General features: G+C 37.5%; 7 protein-coding genes. All 7 read left to right on the top strand.

Features of this window, described 5'->3' with window-relative positions; genetic code table 11:
* Nucleotides 1–7: 7 nt before the first annotated feature.
* The gene (locus LC586_RS20885; protein ID WP_229486619.1) at nt 8–6,139 is read left to right on the top strand and encodes a type I polyketide synthase; all 6,132 of its coding nucleotides are present in this window, start codon (nt 8–10) and stop codon (nt 6,137–6,139) included.
* The gene (locus tag LC586_RS20880) at nt 6,136–7,539 is read left to right on the top strand and encodes a condensation domain-containing protein (protein WP_229486618.1); all 1,404 of its coding nucleotides are present in this window, start codon (nt 6,136–6,138) and stop codon (nt 7,537–7,539) included. The genes LC586_RS20885 and LC586_RS20880 overlap by 4 nt, the downstream gene beginning before the upstream one ends.
* On the top strand, nt 7,536–8,417 hold the full coding sequence (locus LC586_RS20875; protein WP_229486617.1) for a cupin-like domain-containing protein: 882 nt from the start codon (nt 7,536–7,538) through the stop codon (nt 8,415–8,417). Before LC586_RS20880 ends, LC586_RS20875 begins: the two co-directional genes overlap by 4 nt.
* Before the next feature lie 71 nt (nt 8,418–8,488).
* Nucleotides 8,489–9,739: a diaminobutyrate--2-oxoglutarate transaminase gene (ectB, locus tag LC586_RS20870; protein ID WP_229486616.1), complete on the top strand. Its 1,251-nt coding sequence runs from the start codon at nt 8,489–8,491 to the stop codon at nt 9,737–9,739.
* 203 nt (nt 9,740–9,942) lie between these two features.
* A complete protein-coding gene (locus LC586_RS20865) occupies nt 9,943–13,599 on the top strand; it encodes a non-ribosomal peptide synthetase (protein ID WP_229486615.1) in 3,657 nt (1,218 codons plus the stop codon).
* Complete coding sequence (locus LC586_RS20860) at nt 13,596–17,093, top strand: non-ribosomal peptide synthetase (RefSeq protein ID WP_229486614.1); 3,498 nt, start codon at nt 13,596–13,598, stop codon at nt 17,091–17,093. Before LC586_RS20865 ends, LC586_RS20860 begins: the two co-directional genes overlap by 4 nt.
* 104 nt (nt 17,094–17,197) lie before the next feature.
* Nucleotides 17,198–18,841 carry a pyridoxal-dependent aspartate 1-decarboxylase PanP gene (gene panP, locus LC586_RS20855; RefSeq protein WP_229486613.1) on the top strand — a complete coding sequence of 548 codons (1,644 nt, stop codon included), beginning with the start codon at nt 17,198–17,200 and terminating at the stop codon, nt 18,839–18,841.
* The last annotated feature ends 20 nt before the right edge of the window (nt 18,842–18,861 follow it).

Below are 18,861 nucleotides of genomic sequence, written 5' to 3'. Positions count from 1 at the left end.
TAAGACAATGAGTATTCCAACAGCGTCAACTTCTACTAATGGTTCAGAAATAGCAATTATTGGATTAGCAGGAAGATTTCCTGGAGCCAAAAATACTGATGAATTCTGGAATAATCTTCAAAACTGCGTAGAATCAATCTCTTTTTTCAGCGATGAAGAACTGTTAAAAGCAGGAATAGATAGAGAGCTTCTAAGTTCCCCAAATTATATTAAGGCACGTGGTGTAGTAGATGGCGAATTATTTGATGCTTCTTTTTTTGGATTTAATCCCAGAGAAGCAGAAATCACTGACCCTCAGCACCGCATTTTTTTGGAGTGTGCATGGGAAGCATTAGAGAATGCGGGATATAAATCTGGAATAGAGGAATCTTTAATAGGTGTTTTCGCAGGAGCTAGCTCATATTCCTACCCGCTCAACGTTTATTCAAATCTAAAGTCTATATCAGTAGATGGAGAACAACTAGCTATAGCTTGTGATAAAGATTTCCTTTCTACACGTACTTCTTATAAACTTAATCTGACTGGACCTAGTTATACAGTTCAAACAGCTTGTTCAACATCCTTAGTTGCTGTCCATTTAGCTTGTCAAAGCTTGTTAAATGGTGAATGTGATATGGCTCTAGCTGGTGGTGTTTACGTTGATGCAGTAAGAAAAGCTGGATATATATATAATGAAGGGGGAACACTGTCTCCTGATGGACACTGCCGTGCATTTGATGCTAATGCACAGGGTTATGTTGATGGCGAAGGTGTCGGCATTGTAGTATTAAAGCGATTAGAAGATGCTCTCTCACATCGCGATACAATTCATGCTGTAATCAAAGGTTCAGCTACTAATAATGATGGTTCATTAAAGGTTAGCTATGCATCACCCCGCATCGACACCCAAGCAAAAGCAATTAGAACAGCCCAATTAGTAGCCGAAGTAGAACCTGAGACTATTACTTATATTGAGGCTCATGGAACCGGAACAGCTTTAGGAGATCCAATTGAAATTGCTGCTTTAACACAAGCTTTCCGCTTAAGTACTCAAAAGAAAGGCTTCTGCTCCATTGGTTCGGTTAAAACCAACATTGGGCATTTGAACGCTGCGGCTGGGGTAACGGGATTAATCAAAACCGTCCTAGCCCTGAAGCACAAACAAATACCTCCAAGTTTGCACTTTGAAACACCTAACCCAGAGATAGACTTTGCTAACAGCCCTTTCTATGTTAATACCCAACTTACCGAGTGGAAAAGTAATGGTACTCCCCGACGTGCGGGAGTGAATTCGCTGGGATTAGGGGGAACAAATGTCCATATAATTATCGAAGAAGCCCCGGTTGTGGAAACTTCTCCCCCCTCTCGCCCTTGGCAATTATTAATGCTATCTGCCAAAACCAGTTCCGCACTGGAAGCGGCAACAGCAAATTTAGTTGACTATTTCCAAGAACATCCCAATTTAAACCTTGCCAATGCGGCTTACACATTGCAGGTTGGGCGCAGGGCTTTCGACTACCGGCGCACGGTTGTCTGTCGAGATGTGCAAGATGCTGTAAATGCACTCCAAGACCCAAGGCGAGTTATTACAAGTACTCAGAAAACTCAGCAACGCCCTATTGCCTTTATGTTTTCTGGACTGGGAACTCACTATCTTGATATGGCTCTTGAGCTTTACCAAAATGAGCCAACATTCAGTGGTTGTGTTGACCAATGTTGCGAAATCCTCAAACCCTTCCTTGGTCTGGATTTACGAGATGTCTTGTATCCCAATAGAAATAGCGACAATCGCAAGCAAAAACAAGATACCCCTTCAAGTGGATTAGATTTGCGAAAAATGTTAGGTCGTGGTCAGGAACAGGCAGATGCAGAGACATTGCAGTCAACATCTCTACTAAATCAAACTGTTCTCACCCAACCAGCTATATTTGTTGTTGAATATGCTCTAGCTCAATTGTGGATATCGTGGGGGATTCGTCCTGTGGCGATGATTGGCTACAGCATCGGCGAATATGTAGCAGCAACTCTAGCCGAGGTTTTGTCTCTAGAAGATGCTTTAACCTTAGTAGCTAGAAGATCCCAAATGATCGACGAGTTGCCAGAAGGGGCGATGCTGGCAGTTCCCCTCTCAGAAGAAGAGATACAGCCCCTCCTGAATGAAAATATTTCCTTGTCTGCAATCAACGGGTCATCATTGTGTGTGATTGCAGGTGCTAAGGATGCGGTGGAAGAATGGGAACGACAACTGGGCGAGAAAAATTTAATTGGTAAGCGTTTGCAGACATCTCACGCTTTCCATTCTGTGATGATGGAGGCGATCGCACCTGCATTTGGCGATTTAGTCAAAACATTTAGCCTGAAACCCCCGAAAATTCCCTATATTTCTAACGTCACAGGAACATGGATTACAGCAGAGCAAGCAACAGATCCCAGTTATTGGGTAAAGCATCTCTGTCAAGCAGTACGCTTTGCTCAGGGAGTGCAACAGTTATGGCAAAAAGACAATCCGATTTTATTAGAGGTTGGCCCTGGTCAAGCATTAATTAGTTTCGCATCCCAATGTCTAGAAGGTGAGGAGAGAGCTAAATTGGTGATGCTCCCCACCCTGCGCCATTCCTACGAGCAGCAGTCAGATATTGCCTTTTTAATGAATACATTGGGTCGCCTTTGGCTGGCAGGGGTAGAAGTAGATTGGTCTGGTTTTTATGCCAATGAACAACGCGTCCGCATCCCTTTACCAACATATCCTTTTGAGCGTCAGCGTTACTGGATTGATGTCAATCCTGAAGCTAACTTGGCTATGCAAGCACAACAGGCATTACACAAAAAACCGAATATTGCCGACTGGTTTTATATTCCTTCCTGGAAGCGTTCTCCCCACTTACCATCGAAATCATCACAAAAACTATGTTGTTTAGTCTTTGTTGATACTCTTGGAGTTGGTTCGCAAGTTGTAGAGCAGTTGGAATCACAGGGTCATAATGTCATAACCGTAGTAATTGGAGAGCGTTTTAACAAGTTAGGCGATCGCGCTTACGCAATTAATCCTCAAACCAGTAATGATTATGATACATTGCTAGCAGAACTTAGCAGATTGGATTTAAACCCAAATGCGATCGCTCACTTTTGGAGCGTTACCTTACCCTCCTATAAGGTGATAGAACAAACAGAATCATCGCATCAGTTTTTTGAAGAAACCCAAAATTTGGGTTTCTGGAGTCTTCTATTTCTAGCACAAGCAATAGGAAGACAAGATATTACCAATTCTTTGAAGCTAATGGTCGTAACCACCAATCTACATGATGTCACTGGAGATGAAAATTTATGTCCAGAGAAGGCTACAGTCTTAGGACCATGCAAGGTAATTCCCCAAGAGTATCCAAACATCAATTGCAGTAGTGTTGATATAGTAATAGATTCTGCTCAAACCCATTTATCAGAGAAACTCATAGATAACCTTATAACTGAATTAACATTACAGCAGACTAATGAGATCATTGCTTACCGTGGATCTCATCGTTGGGCTCAAAGCTTTGAAGCTATACCCTTAGATGACTCTATTGCAGGCAAAACTAAGTTAAGGGAAAGTGGAGTTTACTTAATTACTGGGGGACTGGGTGACATTGGTTTGCTATTGGCACAACATCTAGCAAAGACAGTAAAAGCTAAGTTAATACTAATTGGACGAGGGGGACTACCTGAACGCTCCGAGTGGGAACAATGGTTAGTAAATCATGATAGCCAAGATCCTGTTAGTAATAAGATACAGAAAGTGCGATCGCTTGAAGAATTAGGGGCAGAAGTTGAGGTCAAAAGTGCCGATGTGACTAATTTTCAAGAAATGCAAGCAGTAATTGCTCAAGCATTACAAAAGTTTGGTCAAATTAATGGTGTACTTCATGCGGCTGGTATTGCTGGTAGTGGTATTATCCAACTCAAAACCCAGGATATGGCAAGCAATGTATTAGCACCAAAAGTTAAAGGCACATTAGTATTGGACGAGGTTTTAAAGAGTATATATCTGGATTTCTTTGTGCTTTTTTCATCCATAACCTCTATATTAGGTGATACTGGGCAGGTAGATTATTGTGCAGCCAATGCCTTTCTAGATGCTTATGCTCACTATAAAAATTCTATATCTTCTCAATTCACAGTATCGATAAATTGGGATGGTTGGCAAGAAATAGGGATGACAGTTAAGACTGTAATACCAAGCGAAATTCAACAGAGTCGTGAAGAAACTCTAAAAAAAGGAATATTGCCTCAAGAAGGTGTTGATGCTTTTAATCGTGTTTTGCCCTGTAGCCTATCCCAAGTTGTTGTATCGACACAATATCTGCAAGCTTTAATTCAGAAGAGTACTTCTAACAATTATTTGGAACAGCAATTAGCTCTTCTAGAGAAAAATTTATCTTCAGTCAATACCTCCAAAGCAAAATATGCTCGTCCTAATTTAGCTAATGATTACGTTGCTCCTGAAAAAGAAATCGAGCAATTGCTGGCTGATATTTGGCAAGAAATCTTAGGTATCGAACAAATAGGTATCCACGATAACTTTTTTGAATTGGGAGGACATTCCGTAAATGCGATTCAAATTGCTGCCAAAGCTAACCAAGCAAATTTGAAGTTCAGATCCGAGCAGCTTTTTAAACATCAAACAATTGATGAATTAGCAGCAAATTTATGTATTACCCACACTAATCAACTGGAGCAGGGTTTAGGAACAAAAGAGTTACCCCTTACACCAATTCAACATTGGTTCCTTAAACAGAATCAGCTAAATATACATCATTGCAACCAATCTTTACTACTGGAAATACAGCAGGTGTGCAATCCCGATTTGTTAGAGCAGGCTTTACAGCATTTGATTGAACATCATGATGTATTTCGCTTGCGTTTTGTCCAAAAAGAATCTGGTTGGCAACAAATTTATGCTAGTTCCAATGATGCTATTGAAATAAAACGAGTAGGTTTATCGGCACTGTCAGAAATTGAGCAAAAAATCGCGATAGAGTCACAAGCTGCGGAATTAGAGGCGAGTTTGAACCTATTTGAGGGACATCTTGTAAGGTTCGCATTCTTTGACCTAGCGGCACAACAAACTAGCTACTTGCTAATTATCATTCATCAACTTGCAGTTGATAGTATCTCTTGGCGAATTTTGCTAGAAGACTTGCAAACAGCTTATCAGCAAATTAGTCAAGGCGAGACAATACATCTGCCAATTAATACTATCTCATATATACAGTGGGTACAATCTCTCCAAAAGTATGCTCAATCTTCAGAAATGATCCGAGAGCAGGATTATTGGCTCCAAGAGATGCAAAAACCATTTAGCTGCTTACCCGTTGACTATTCAACAGCTGATAATACAGTAGCTAATTGGGATACCGTATCAGTTTGTCTAAGCAAACAAGACACAAAAGCTTTATTAGACGAGATACACAAAGCCTATAATACTCAAATTAATAATGTCTTACTAACAGCTTTGGTGCAAGCTTTTGCAAAATGGACGGGAGAACGAAAACTGCGGGTTGATATCAGGGATAATAGTAGAGAGAAAATATTCAAAGATGTAAATCTGTCCCGTACTGTTGGTTTATTAAGCACTTGTTTTCCAGCTATTTTAGATATAACAGAATTCTCTGAAGTGGGAGATTCATTAGTAGCAATAAAAGAATATTTACATGGTATTTCTAATAATGGGATTGGTTACGGTGTACTACAGTACTTGGGTTGCGAACAAGAGATACAATCAAAACTGCGAGCTTTTCCTGAGAGTGAAGTGAGTTTTAATTACTTAGGTCACTATGAGCAAGTGATTTCAGATTCGTCTTTATTTGCTCTACCCAAAAATTCTCAAGGCATCAACTACAGTCAGCCTAAAAACCGAATTTATTTAATAGAACTTAATGCAATTTTCGTTCAAGAACAATTGCAACTGCATTGGGGATACAGTAAGTCTATTCACCGCCGAGAAACAATTGAAACTTTGTCCGATGATTTTATCGAAGCAATACGTTCTCTCATTATTCACTGTAAATCGGTTGAAACAGTAATGTATACCCCCTCTGACTTTCCAAAAGCTAACTTAAACAAGCAAAAATTGGATAAGTTTATAACAAAAATTAGCCAAAAGATTGAGAAAATAAACAAATGAAAACGGAAAATATTGAAGACATATATGAACTTACGCCTTTGGAAAAAGGTATTTTATTCCACTGTTTGTATGCGGAAAATGAATCGCAGCTATACTTTTTTCAACATCTCTATACTGTCCGTAATCTTGATACAGATATTTTTGAAAAATCTTGGCAGTTTTTAGTAGATCGACACACTATTTTACGCACTGGATTTTACTGGGAGGAGATTGATAACCCACTACAAGTTGTATACAAACAAGTAAAAGTATCGATAAATCAATATGACTGGCGCAATCTAGACAGAATCGAACAAGAAAATAAATTGGAAAATTTTATTAAGAGCGATCGTGAATTGAACTTTGACATATCACGGCCATGCTTAATGCGTCTATCTTTAATTCGCCTTACTGATGACTTCTACCAGCTTATTTGGACATATAACTTTATAATCATAGATGGTTGGACTGGTGCATTACTAATGGATGAGTTTGCGCAAATTTATGAAGCACTTGTTCAAAATAAAGAAATATCTTTAGCTCCTACCCGTCCTTATAGGGATTACATTAATTGGTTACAGGAGCAGGACATAGCTAAAACCGAAATTTTTTGGCGGCAAACATTACAAGGTGTAAAAAGACCAACTCCCCTTACTTATATAGAAAGGATTGATAAATCGTCTTCTCAGGAAGAAAGATACGATGAGGAAATAATCAAAATATCATCAGAAAAAACACGGACGATAGAATCCTTGGTAAAAAAATATCGTCTCACTTTAGCAACAATAATTAATGGTATCTGGGCTATCCTCCTTAGCCGCTATAGCAGGTTAAGCGATGTAATGTATGGTTGCACCGTCACTGGCCGTCCTACAGATTTGTATTGTTCGGAATCAATAGCTGGTGTATTTGTAAATACACTACCAATTTGTGTGAAAGTAGAAACTAACCAGTCTTGGCTATCATGGATGCAAAATTTACAGATTCAGCTAGCTGAGACACGTAAGTATGAATATACTCCATTAACAGAAATTCATAATTGGAGCGAAATACCAAGAGACATAGATTTATTTGATAGTCATGTAGTTATTGAACAGTTGCCAGATGTAAAATTTACACACGATTATTGGGAAGAGTTTTTAGGATTTACGCTAGGTAAATTATATTATAAAGGTAACTATCCTCTTGCTTTAGTTATATATCCTGAGGAAGAATTATCAATAGCATTTTCCTATGATTCTAGAAGGTTTGATGTTAGTACTATCATCGGGATACTCAGAGATATTGAAATGCTTTTGCATCAGTTTATCGCTGACCCTAACATACAGATAAAAGATTTATTGTTTTCTACAGAAAAACAGCGATTAATCACATCAATTTTAGAGAATGAAGTATCAGTTCTAGGAGTATCCAAATCATGATAGTATTAGATGAAATTGAAAGAAGATACAAGCTTTCAAGTCATGAATTTACAAAAAATTATGTTGGTCAAGGAAAACCTGTCATAATTTCTGGAGTTATTCCTAGCTGGAATGGCTTTAGTCAATGGTCATTAAAATACTTCAAACAATTATCACCATCTCTGAATATTTACGCTAAAAGATTTAGTGATGGAGGGATTGAAGTATGTAGGCTAACAATGGAAAAGTATATAAGATTAATAGAAAATTATGAAGCTGACTGTCTAAATAATTCCTCACCCCCATATTGTCACGACCTACCTTTATTTAGCTTAATTCCTTCATTAATAGAAGATGCTCAACCATTCCCTTTAGATTATTTACCAGAATGGTACTGGGATAAGTGGTGGCGTTATTGTCAGTTTTTCTTGGGTTGTTCTAATAGTATTACTCCACTACATTTTGATTGTCTACTCACTAACAATATTTTCTTTCAAATTGTTGGACGCAAACAATTTACCATACTACTACCTGAAGATGCCAAATATTGTTATCGCAGAGGCTGGCGATGGTTTCTTGTGAATCCAGAAAATCCAGACTTCAATAAATATCCTGAATATAAAAATGCCAGTCCAATTAAGTTTATCGTTAATCCTGGTGAGATTTTATATATGCCATCTGGGACATTGCATCATGTTAGAAGCTTAGATATGTCGATTTCTTTTAATATTGATTGGCACACAAGAAAAAGCTCTTTGAATGCTCTATCAGCTAGTTTCAAAGGTATGCCCATCCAAAACTCATACTATAACTTGTTACTTGCTATGGGATTAGTATTTAAAATACCCCCTCAAGTAATATTCAAATTTTATAAATCGTATTTAAATTATGTTTCTTAATTGTAAAAAATAATTTTTTCCAAAAATAAATATATCAGAGTGAATAACAGTCGTAAACAAAGAGAAGTTGTATGAATATTTTTGAAAAGTATGAATCAAACGTCAGAAGCTATTGCCGTAGTTTCCCTGACATATTCCATCGGGCTAAGGGTTCCATAATTTATGCTGAATCAGGTGAAGAATACATAGATTTTTTTGCAGGTGCAGGTGCTTTAAATTATGGACATAATCATGACTATATAAAACAAAAGGTCATATCATATTTAGATGCCGATGGAATAGCACATGGCTTAGATATGTATACTTCTGCTAAAGAGAAGTTTATAGCTAAGTTTAATGAAGTCATACTAAGTACAAAAAATTTAGATTATCGCATCCAGTTCTGTGGCCCGACTGGAACAAATGCCGTCGAAGCAGCTTTAAAATTAGCTAGAAAAGTCAAAAAAAGGCCAGGTATATTCTCCTTTATGGGAGCTTATCATGGAATGACTTTAGGTAGTTTATCAATTACTGGTAATACCGAAATTCGAGCAGGGGCAATTGGAACATTAAATAATGTAACATTTATGCCTTATCCTTATGGATTTATGGAAAGTTTTGACACAATAAAATACATAGAGTCAGTTTTAAACGACGTTAATTCCGGGATTGAAAAACCATCTGCGATAATTTTTGAAACAGTACAAGCTGAGGGTGGAGTTGTTGTTGCCTCAATTGAGTGGATGCAAAGACTAAGAAAGTTGTGTGATGAGAATGATATTTTATTAATCTGCGATGATATTCAAGTTGGTTGTGGTAGAACAGGTTCTTTCTTTTCTTTTGAAAGAGCGGGTATTGTTCCCGATATAGTGATACTCTCTAAATCAATTAGTGGATATGGGTTCCCTATGTCGGTATTATTAATTAAGCCAGAATTAGATATTTGGGAACCTGGTGAGCATAATGGCACTTTTAGAGGTAATCAATTAGCATTTGTAGGAGCTACAGCTGCTTTAGAGTATAGAGAAAGTAGCAATTTGGAACAGGATGTTAAAGTCAAAGAGCTTTTTTTGCAAAACTTTCTATATCAAAAAATATTACCAATAAAAGAAAGTATAGCTATACGTGGGATAGGCATGATTTGGGGTATAGATTTGGCAAATTGTGGTAGTAACAGTTTAACTAAAAATATCACAATGCGTTGTTTTGAAAAGGGATTAATAGTTGAAAGAGCCGGGAGAAATGATACTGTAATTAAATTATTACCTCCTCTAACTATTGAAATGTCTACCTTAAAAAAAGGTTGTTCAATTATGGAAGCAGCTTTTAATGAGTGTCTGTAAAGCAGATTTTAAACAAACTAAGATAATTGTATTTTCATAATATACCAACTGAGTTTTGATTTTTAATTAACTGGAAATTACAATTGTCGTTAGTATGTAATACCAAGCAAAGCATAATATGTAAACAGCAAATTTTATCCGTGCCACATACCTGTAAATAATTATTTTTTTACTAGACTAACAAACCGAAATTAGGTAAAAACATGACTACAACATTAGAACCTCAAGAGTTATTGTCTCAAAAAATCTACTGGTTAAACAAACTCTCCGGAGAGTTACCAGAAACAAATCTCATACCAGATTATGTTAGACCTCCACAGTATAATGGGAAAAATAAAAGCCATAGTTTTGAGTTACCTAATAATTTATCTCAAGTAATAATAAAATTAACTAAAGGGTCTTACTTTTTGGTCTACTTGGTACTTTTATCGTTACTCAAAATACTACTGCAAAAGTATACTAGTAATAATGACTTAATTGTTGGAATACCAGTCTATAAAAAAATAGATGGGATAAATCTAGATTATTTAAATAATGACAAAATTATTCCTTTACGCACTCAGATAAATAATGGAATTACATTTAAAAATTTTCTCCTTCAATTAACAGATAATGTAATTCAAGCCTATAGTCATCAGGACTATTATTTTAATGAGTTGGTTGAGTTATTAAATCTGCCTCAAAGTGAGAATCGCTGTCCCATTTTTGATATAGTGGTATTATTAGAAAATATTCACAGTAAAACCGAGTTAGCAAAACTTAATAACGATATTACCATTTCTTTTCTTGTAGAAAATGACGTTATTAGTGGCTCTATAGAGTATAATGAACTCATTTTTAATGACGATACTATTAAATTAATGAGTCATTACTACATAAATGTAGTTAAAAGTATTGTCAGTAATATTGATATTAAAATATCAGATCTTGTTTTGTTAAATGAATCTGATAAGCATCAATTACTTGAACAACATAATAATATTCAAGAATATCCAATTACACAAACAATAAATAAATTATTTCAAGAGCAAGTAAGTAAAAGTCCTAATAATATAGCTGTAGTTTATAAAAAAAGTAAGTTAACTTATCAAGAGCTAAATGAAAAAGCTAACCGGTTAGCTGTAATGTTGCGTAAAGTAGGACTGATAAAAGGCGAATTTGTTGGCGTATTTAAAGACCGCGATATTAATTTTCTGATTGCTATTCTTGCTATATATAAGGCAGGCGGAGCTTACATACCAATTGATAGCACTTATCCGTCCAATAGAATTAAATATATGTTATCTAATAGCGAAGTGAGGTTTCTATTAACTGATTTTTCGTTATTAAATATTCTCACAGATTTAATACATAACTGTCCTCATTTGAAATCTGTTATCTGTTTAGATGAGGTTGTTACTGAAAATATACGTCTTGCCCATAACCAGAAAGAACTAACAATACACGATAAACTGGATTTCAGTCATCTTCCCAAAGATAATCTAGAGCAAATAAATGATGCTGTTGACCCAGCTTATATGCTCTACACCTCCGGTTCCACAGGACTACCAAAGGGGGCAATTGTCAGACATGATGGTGCAGTCAATCACATATATGCCCAATTCGATGAGTTGCATTTAACAGAAGAATTTTGTTTTCTCCAAAGCGCTCCTTCTTCCACAGATATTTCTGTCTGGCAATTCTTAGCACCACTTTTAATTGGTGGAAAGACAGTAATAGTAGATATTGAAACTGTTGCCATTCCTAAACAACTATTTCAAGTAATAAAATCAGAAAAAATTACAGTTGTTGAACTAGTACCAGCATTATTTCGGGGCTTACTTGAATATACTTCACAGCTACCAATTGACGAAAGAGAATTGCCTGATTTGAAATGGATGATGGTTGTGGGCGAACCAGTATCAGTGAGTTGGGTGAATAAGTGGCTTGAGATTTATCCCGAAATCAAAATTGTTAACGCTTACGGCCCTACCGAAGCTGCTGATGATATCACTCAGTTTATTGTTGATAAGCCTTTTGGCGAAAATCAACGCACAGTTCCAATTGGTAAAGCATTAGCAAACTTAAATCTCTATATTCTGGATGAGGAAATGAAATTATTACCTATTGGTGCTCCAGGAGAGATTTGCGTATCGGGAATTGGTGTAGGTAATGGCTACTGGAAGAATGAAGAAAAAACCAATATAAGCTTTGTTCCTAATCCGTTTACACATACAAGCAAGAAGTTACCAGAAAATCGCAGAGATTTAATTTATAAAACTGGAGATTTAGGAAGGTGGCTGACCGATGGAAATATTGAATTCCTTGGACGTATTGATCATCAAGTGAAGATTCGTGGTTTCCGGATTGAACTTGGAGAAATTGAAGCTACATTAGAGCAGCATCCTGGAATTAAGGACGCAGCAGTAATGGTTAGAGAGGGTGAATCTGGCGATAAGTACTTAGTGGCTTATCTTGTTCCTGATTCCCAGTATGCACCAGTAATTCAGCAACTTCTACATTTAGAAAGGGAGCGGAAACTTACTAATCAGCAACGCTATGATTTGCCGAATGGGATGACAATTTTCCATCTTAATAAAAACGAAACGGACTTTCAATACAAAGAAATATTTGAAGAGCAAACTTATTTGAGACATGGAATTACTCTGAGCGAAGGAGATTGCATATTTGATGTAGGGGCTAACATCGGCTTTTTTACGCTCTTCGTGGGTCAAAGATGTAAAAATGCTGTTATTTATGCTTTTGAGCCTATCCCACCTATTTTTGAAGTGTTGCAACTCAATTCATCTCTCTATAACTTAAATGTAAAGCTGTTCAAATCTGGCATTGGTAGAGATAACAAGAGTGAGACATTTACCTTTTATCCCTACCTTTCGATGATGTCAGGACGCTTTGCAGACAGTATTGAAGATCGAGAGATAGTCAAATCATTCGAGATAAATCGACAACAGGCAACTGAGGATCAAACACTAAAGTTAAATGAGAAGATTCTTGATGATCTGTTGGCAGAACGTTTGACTGGTAATAGTTTTACTTGTCAGTTGACAACGATTTCTGATGTAATTCGTGAGAATGATGTTGAGCAGATTGATTTACTAAAGATAGATGCAGAAAGAAGCGAACTGGATGTACTTGCTGGTATCCAAGATAATGACTGGCAAAAGATTAGGCAAATTGTGATGGAGATTGAGGATATTAATGGTCAACTAGAACAAGTTACAACGTTGCTCAAGAGTCATAGATATAGCATAACTGTTGAGCAGGAGTCATTGCTGAAAAGTACTAATCTCTATAATATTTATGCCATTTTGATTTCAGAAGATCAAGTGCTTCTGAACAAAGCTGATTCCAATAAAACTTCCGATTTGAAGATTACTTGGAGCAGCCAAAATCAGTTGGTGAGTGATTTACGCTGCTTACTACAGGATAAATTACCCAATTACATGATACCGTCGTCCTTTGTGGTATTAGAAGCCTTGCCTTTAGCACCGAGTGGTAAAGTAGATCGTCAAGCTTTACCTGTGCCACAGAAATCTACAAGCGAAGTGGACGTAAGCTTTGTTCCACCTCGTACACATAAAGAGACCTTGGTGGCTGATATTTGGACTCAGGTTTTAAAAATTAAACAAGTAGGTATTCACGATAACTTCTTTGATTTGGGTGGACATTCTTTACTTGCAACCCAAGCTATTTCCAAATTGCGTGAAGCATTTAAGGTAGAGTTACCCTTACGCAGTTTGTTTGAAGCACCGACAGTGGCTCAATTGGTAGAACATATCGAAAAGATGCTTACAGTAAAACAACTACAGCTTATTTCTACAGATGCGGTAGACAATGACCGCGAGGAGATAGAATTATGAAAACTATTGAAGAGTTTTTGTCTTACCTTTGCAGTCTGGATGTCAAGCTCTGGGTTGAAGAAAATCGCCTACGCTGTAATGCTCCAAAAGATGTGTTAACAGCAGTTATCAAAGAAGAAATAGCTGAACGCAAACAAGATATCGTCGCTTTTTTACGCAATAATAGTGTAGATTTAGTCGCTGATAAGCAGCCTATTTGCCCAGTAAAACGCCAGGAAAATTTACCGTTATCATTTGCTCAACAAAGACTGTGGTTCCTAGCTCAATTAGAACCAGACAGTCCATTCTATAATATTCCTGCTGCTGTTCGTCTACAAGGACAATTAAATGTAGAAGCATTACAACAAACTTTCAACGAAATTATCAATCGCCATGAAGCGTTACGAACCAATTTCCAAATAATAGAAGGCCAAGCAGTAGCTGTCATCTCTGAAGAAAAGCCCCTAAAATTATCAATATTTAATATTAGTTCCTTACCTGCAAATCGACAAGAAGCCGAAGTCAAACAACTGGCTTTTCAAGAAGCACAAAAACCTTTTGATCTAAAAAGCGACCTCTTATTGAGAGTCAAACTATTATGTCTTAGTGAACAAGAACATATTGTATTACTAACAATGCACCACATCGTCTCCGACGGATGGTCAACAGACGTACTGGTGCAAGAAATAGCAACACTTTATCCAGCCTTCTTTTCTGGACAATCCTCACCATTGCCGGAACTGCCAATACAGTATGTAGACTTCGCAACTTGGCAACGACAATGGCTGCAAGGAAAAGTACTCGAAACTCAACTATCTTATTGGCTCAAGCAGTTAGAAAATGCACCAAAAGTCTTAGAGTTACCTACAGACCATCCCAGACCAGCCATTCAGACTTTCCGGGGTGCGACTTACTCATTTAAGTTATCAAAAGAATTATCTGCATCCTTAAACAAATTAAGCCAGCAGCAGGGAAGTACTTTATTTATGACGCTGTTGGCAGCTTTTCAAACACTGCTATGGCGTTATACAGGGCAAGAAGATATTGTAGTTGGTTCACCCATCGCTAACCGAAACCGGGCGGAAATAGAAGGGCTAATTGGATTTTTTGTCAATATCCTGGTTTTGAGAACTAACTTGGCAGGAAATCCCAGCTTTGAAGAGCTATTAAAACGCTTGCGGGAAGTAGCATTGTGTGGGTTTGCACATCAGGATTTGCCGTTTGAGTTGTTAGTTGAACAACTGCAACCAGAGCGAGACTTAAGTCATACACCACTGTTTCAAGTGATGTTTGTACTTCAGAATGCACCGATGTCTGCGTTAGAGTTGCCTGATTTAACTTTGAGTCCTTTAGAAACTAATAGTGATACTGCCAACTTTGATTTAAACTTACATATCATAGAAACCGAGTCCGGGTTAGTTGGAAGTTTAGAATACAGTACTGATTTATTTGAAGAAACTTCTATCCACAGGATGGTGGAGCATCTACAGACGTTGCTTGAAGGTATTGTTGCAAACCCACAGCAGCGTTTGTCGGAGTTACCACTGTTGAGGGAATCAGAGAAACATCAGTTGCTTGTAGAGTGGAATGATACTCAAGTTGAGTATCCCCAACAACAATGCATCCATGAATTATTTGAAGCACAAGTAGAACGAACACCTGATGCACTAGCTGTAGTATTTGAATCGGAGCAATTAACCTATCGTGAGCTAAATACTAGAGCAAATCAACTAGCAAATTATTTGCAACAACTAGGAGTCAAACCAGAGGTACTGGTGGGGATTTATGTAGAGCGATCGCTTTCTATAGTCATTGGACTATTAGCCATCCTCAAAGCAGGTGGTGCTTATGTACCCCTAGACTCTAGCTATCCCAAAGAACGCTTGGCTTATATGTTAGAAGACTCTCGACCAAGTGTATTGTTAACACAACAGCACTTAGTAGAAAATTTACCCACAAATCAAGCTCAAGTAATTTGTATCGATAGCGACTGGCAATTAATCGCTGATGAAAACAGAGAAAATCCTGGGTGTAACATCACAGTTGATAACCTTGCTTACGTCATTTACACTTCAGGTTCCACAGGAAAACCGAAAGGTGCAATGAACACCCATCAGGGAATCTGCAATCGCTTACTGTGGATGCAAGATGCCTACCAATTAACCGCAGCAGATTGTGTGTTGCATAAGACACCCTTCAGTTTTGACGTATCTGTGTGGGAATTTTTCTGGACGTTGATGACGGGTGCGCAGTTAGTAGTAGCTCAACCAGAAGGTCATAGAGATCCCAGCTACATAGTTAATTTAATTCTAAAGCAGCAAATTACAACCTTACATTTTGTCCCATCAATGCTGCAAGCATTCCTGGAAGCAGAAGGATTAGAAAAATGTCAGTCTTTAGTGCGAGTAATAGCCAGTGGTGAAGCGTTACCAGTCCAACTACAGCAACGCTTCTTTAATCGACTGAATGCCCAACTGCATAATCTCTATGGTCCAACAGAAGCTGCTGTGGATGTGACTTTTTGGCAGTGTGAAAAAGATAGTGTTACCAATCAAAACACAGTTCTCATCGGTCAACCAATAGCAAATATCCAAATATATTTACTTGATAAGTATCTCAACCCTGTTGTTGTGGGTGTAACAGGTGAAGTTTATATTGGCGGTGTGGGAGTAGGTAGAGGTTACTTAAACCGTCCTGAGTTGACGGCAGAGAAATTTATTCCTAATCCTTTTAGTGATGAACCAACACGTCTTTATAGAACAGGAGATTTAGCTCGTTATTTAGCAAATGGGGAGATAGAGTATATTGGTAGGATTGATAACCAAGTAAAAATACGTGGTTTGCGGATTGAATTAGGAGAAATTGAGGCAATCATCAGCCAATACCCAGCAGTGCGAGAAACTGTGGTTGTAGTTAGCGAAGAATCAGCAGATTCTCAACGAATAGTTGCCTATATAGTTCCTCAAACAGAGCAAACACTGGCAATTCCTGAATTACGCGGCTTTTTAGAGTCGAAGTTGCCAAGCTACATGGTGCCAGCAGCTTTTGTGACGTTGGAGGCGCTACCATTAACACCTAATGGTAAGGTTGACCGCAAAGCGCTGCCTATGCCTGATACAGTACGTCCAGAATTGGAATTAGTTTATCAGCCACCCCAAACAGAGATAGAAAAAACTATTGCTGATATTTGGCAAGAAGTACTTCATGTTGATAATGTGGGAATCTATGATAATTTCTTTGAATTGGGTGGTCATTCGCTGCTTTTAGTTCAGATTCATAGTAAATTACAAAAAATATTCCAGAAAGATTTGCTCTTCGTGGAAATGTTTCAACATCCTACCGTGAGTCACTTAGCTAGATATTTTAGCCAGGAATCAAGAGAAGAAACATCTTTTATACAACATTCTCATCGTTCTGAAAGTAGGAAAGCTTCGACACAGCGTCGGAAACAGGCGAGAAAAGAACATCGAGCAGTGACTAAGGAAAGGGTAGTTTCGTCTCAATCAGACGAATAAAATCTAGAAAATTAAAGTTTGCTCTCAACGGGAGCATCCAAACATCATTGCTTTACTCTCCACTGACGATAGAAAAATACATTATTAGTTATTCAATAAGTCACATGACATTAAGTGAAAAAGAAATTTTATCTAAAAAGAATTTACCTCCATCAGAAAAAGTATTGTCTACTGAGATTGGTGAGTATGTAAAACAAATATTTGCGCCTATTCAAGGTAAATCAATTGAAACTCGAATAGATGAAATGGTTGAGGATTTCTCTCAAGATTTTTTAATTGCAGACAGTGCAAATACCAATGTTGATATTGAATGTATAGTTAAAAACTTTGGCGATACCAAAATACCTGCACAACCTACTAATTTTGAAAGCTACTTTCAATCCTTAAATGAAAATGTTGTTGCTCATTCAATACACACATCTGCACCACAATTTATCGGTCATATGACCTCGGCACTTCCTGCTTTTGTGCGTCCTTTAGCCAAACTAATGACAGCGATGAATCAAAATGCTGTCAAAATAGAGACAGCTAAAGCCCTGAGCTTCTGTGAACGCGAAGCTTTAGCAATGATGCATCGGCAAATTTATAATTTATCCGATAATTTTTATGCCCAGCATATTCAAAATAATCAAAGTACATTAGGAATTTTGGTTTCTGGTGGCACAACAGCCAATATTACTGCTCTGTGGTGCGCTCGAAATAAGTCTTTAGGTGCAAAGAATGAGTTTTTAGGTATAGAAAAAGAAGGTTTAAGTGCAGCTTTAAATTTTTACGGTTACAAAGGAGCAGTTGTAATTGGTTCCGAATTGATGCACTTCTCTTTTGATAAAGCTGCGGATTTAATGGGCATAAGCACTAAAAATTTGATGCGAGTCCCAGTAGATTCTAACAATCGAGTCAATATCAAAGCTTTACGTCAAGCCGTTGCAGATTGTCGCCAACAAAACTTGCATATCATCGCCATTGTTGGCATTGCTGGAACTACAGATTCCGGTAGCGTTGATCCGTTAGAAGAGATTGCAGAGATTGCCCAAGAAAATAATATACATTTTCATGTGGATGCTGCTTGGGGTGGTCCGGTCATCTTTTCTCGAAAATATCAACATAAGCTTGCTGGGATTGAGAAAGCTGATTCAGTAACCATTGATGGACATAAACAATTGTATTTACCAATGGGTATTGGCATGGTATTTTTCCGCAACCCTCATTTGGCTTCTTCCATTGAAAAGCAGGCTAGCTATACCATGCGTAAAGGGTCATTCGATTTAGGTAAACGTGCTTTAGAAGGTTCTCGACCAGGTATGGCTTTATTTTTACATGCTGGTCTAAAGCTAATTGGTCTGAATGGATATGAGTTTTTGATTGACGAAGGAATCCGTAAAACTCAATACATGGCTGCTCAGGTTGCGGCAATGCCTGAATTTGAATTATTAGCAGACCCTGATACTAATTTGTTGCTTTACCGTTATATTCCAGAGCAATTTAGAGAAATAGTTGCCAACAAAAAATTATCGGAAACAGATAATCAATTGATTAATAATTTTAATGAGACTTTGCAGAAGATGCAGCGTCAGATTGGTCGCACTTTTATCTCCCGAACGACAAAAACAACTATCAGTTTGGGTAAAGAAATCCCTGTAATCGCCATGCGTGCAGTCATTGCCAATCCCTTAACTACTGAAGCAGATATTGATGCAGTTTTAAATGACCAGATTCAGATTGCTTCAGAAATCTCAATTGCATATTGAAGACAAAAAATACTGATGAA

The sequence above is a fragment of the Nostoc favosum CHAB5714 genome, assembly GCF_020829495.1.
GTDB classification, from domain to species: domain Bacteria; phylum Cyanobacteriota; class Cyanobacteriia; order Cyanobacteriales; family Nostocaceae; genus Nostoc; species Nostoc favosum.
Note: the sequence above shows the minus strand (reverse complement) of the source record. Positions and strands in the feature narration are given on the sequence as shown.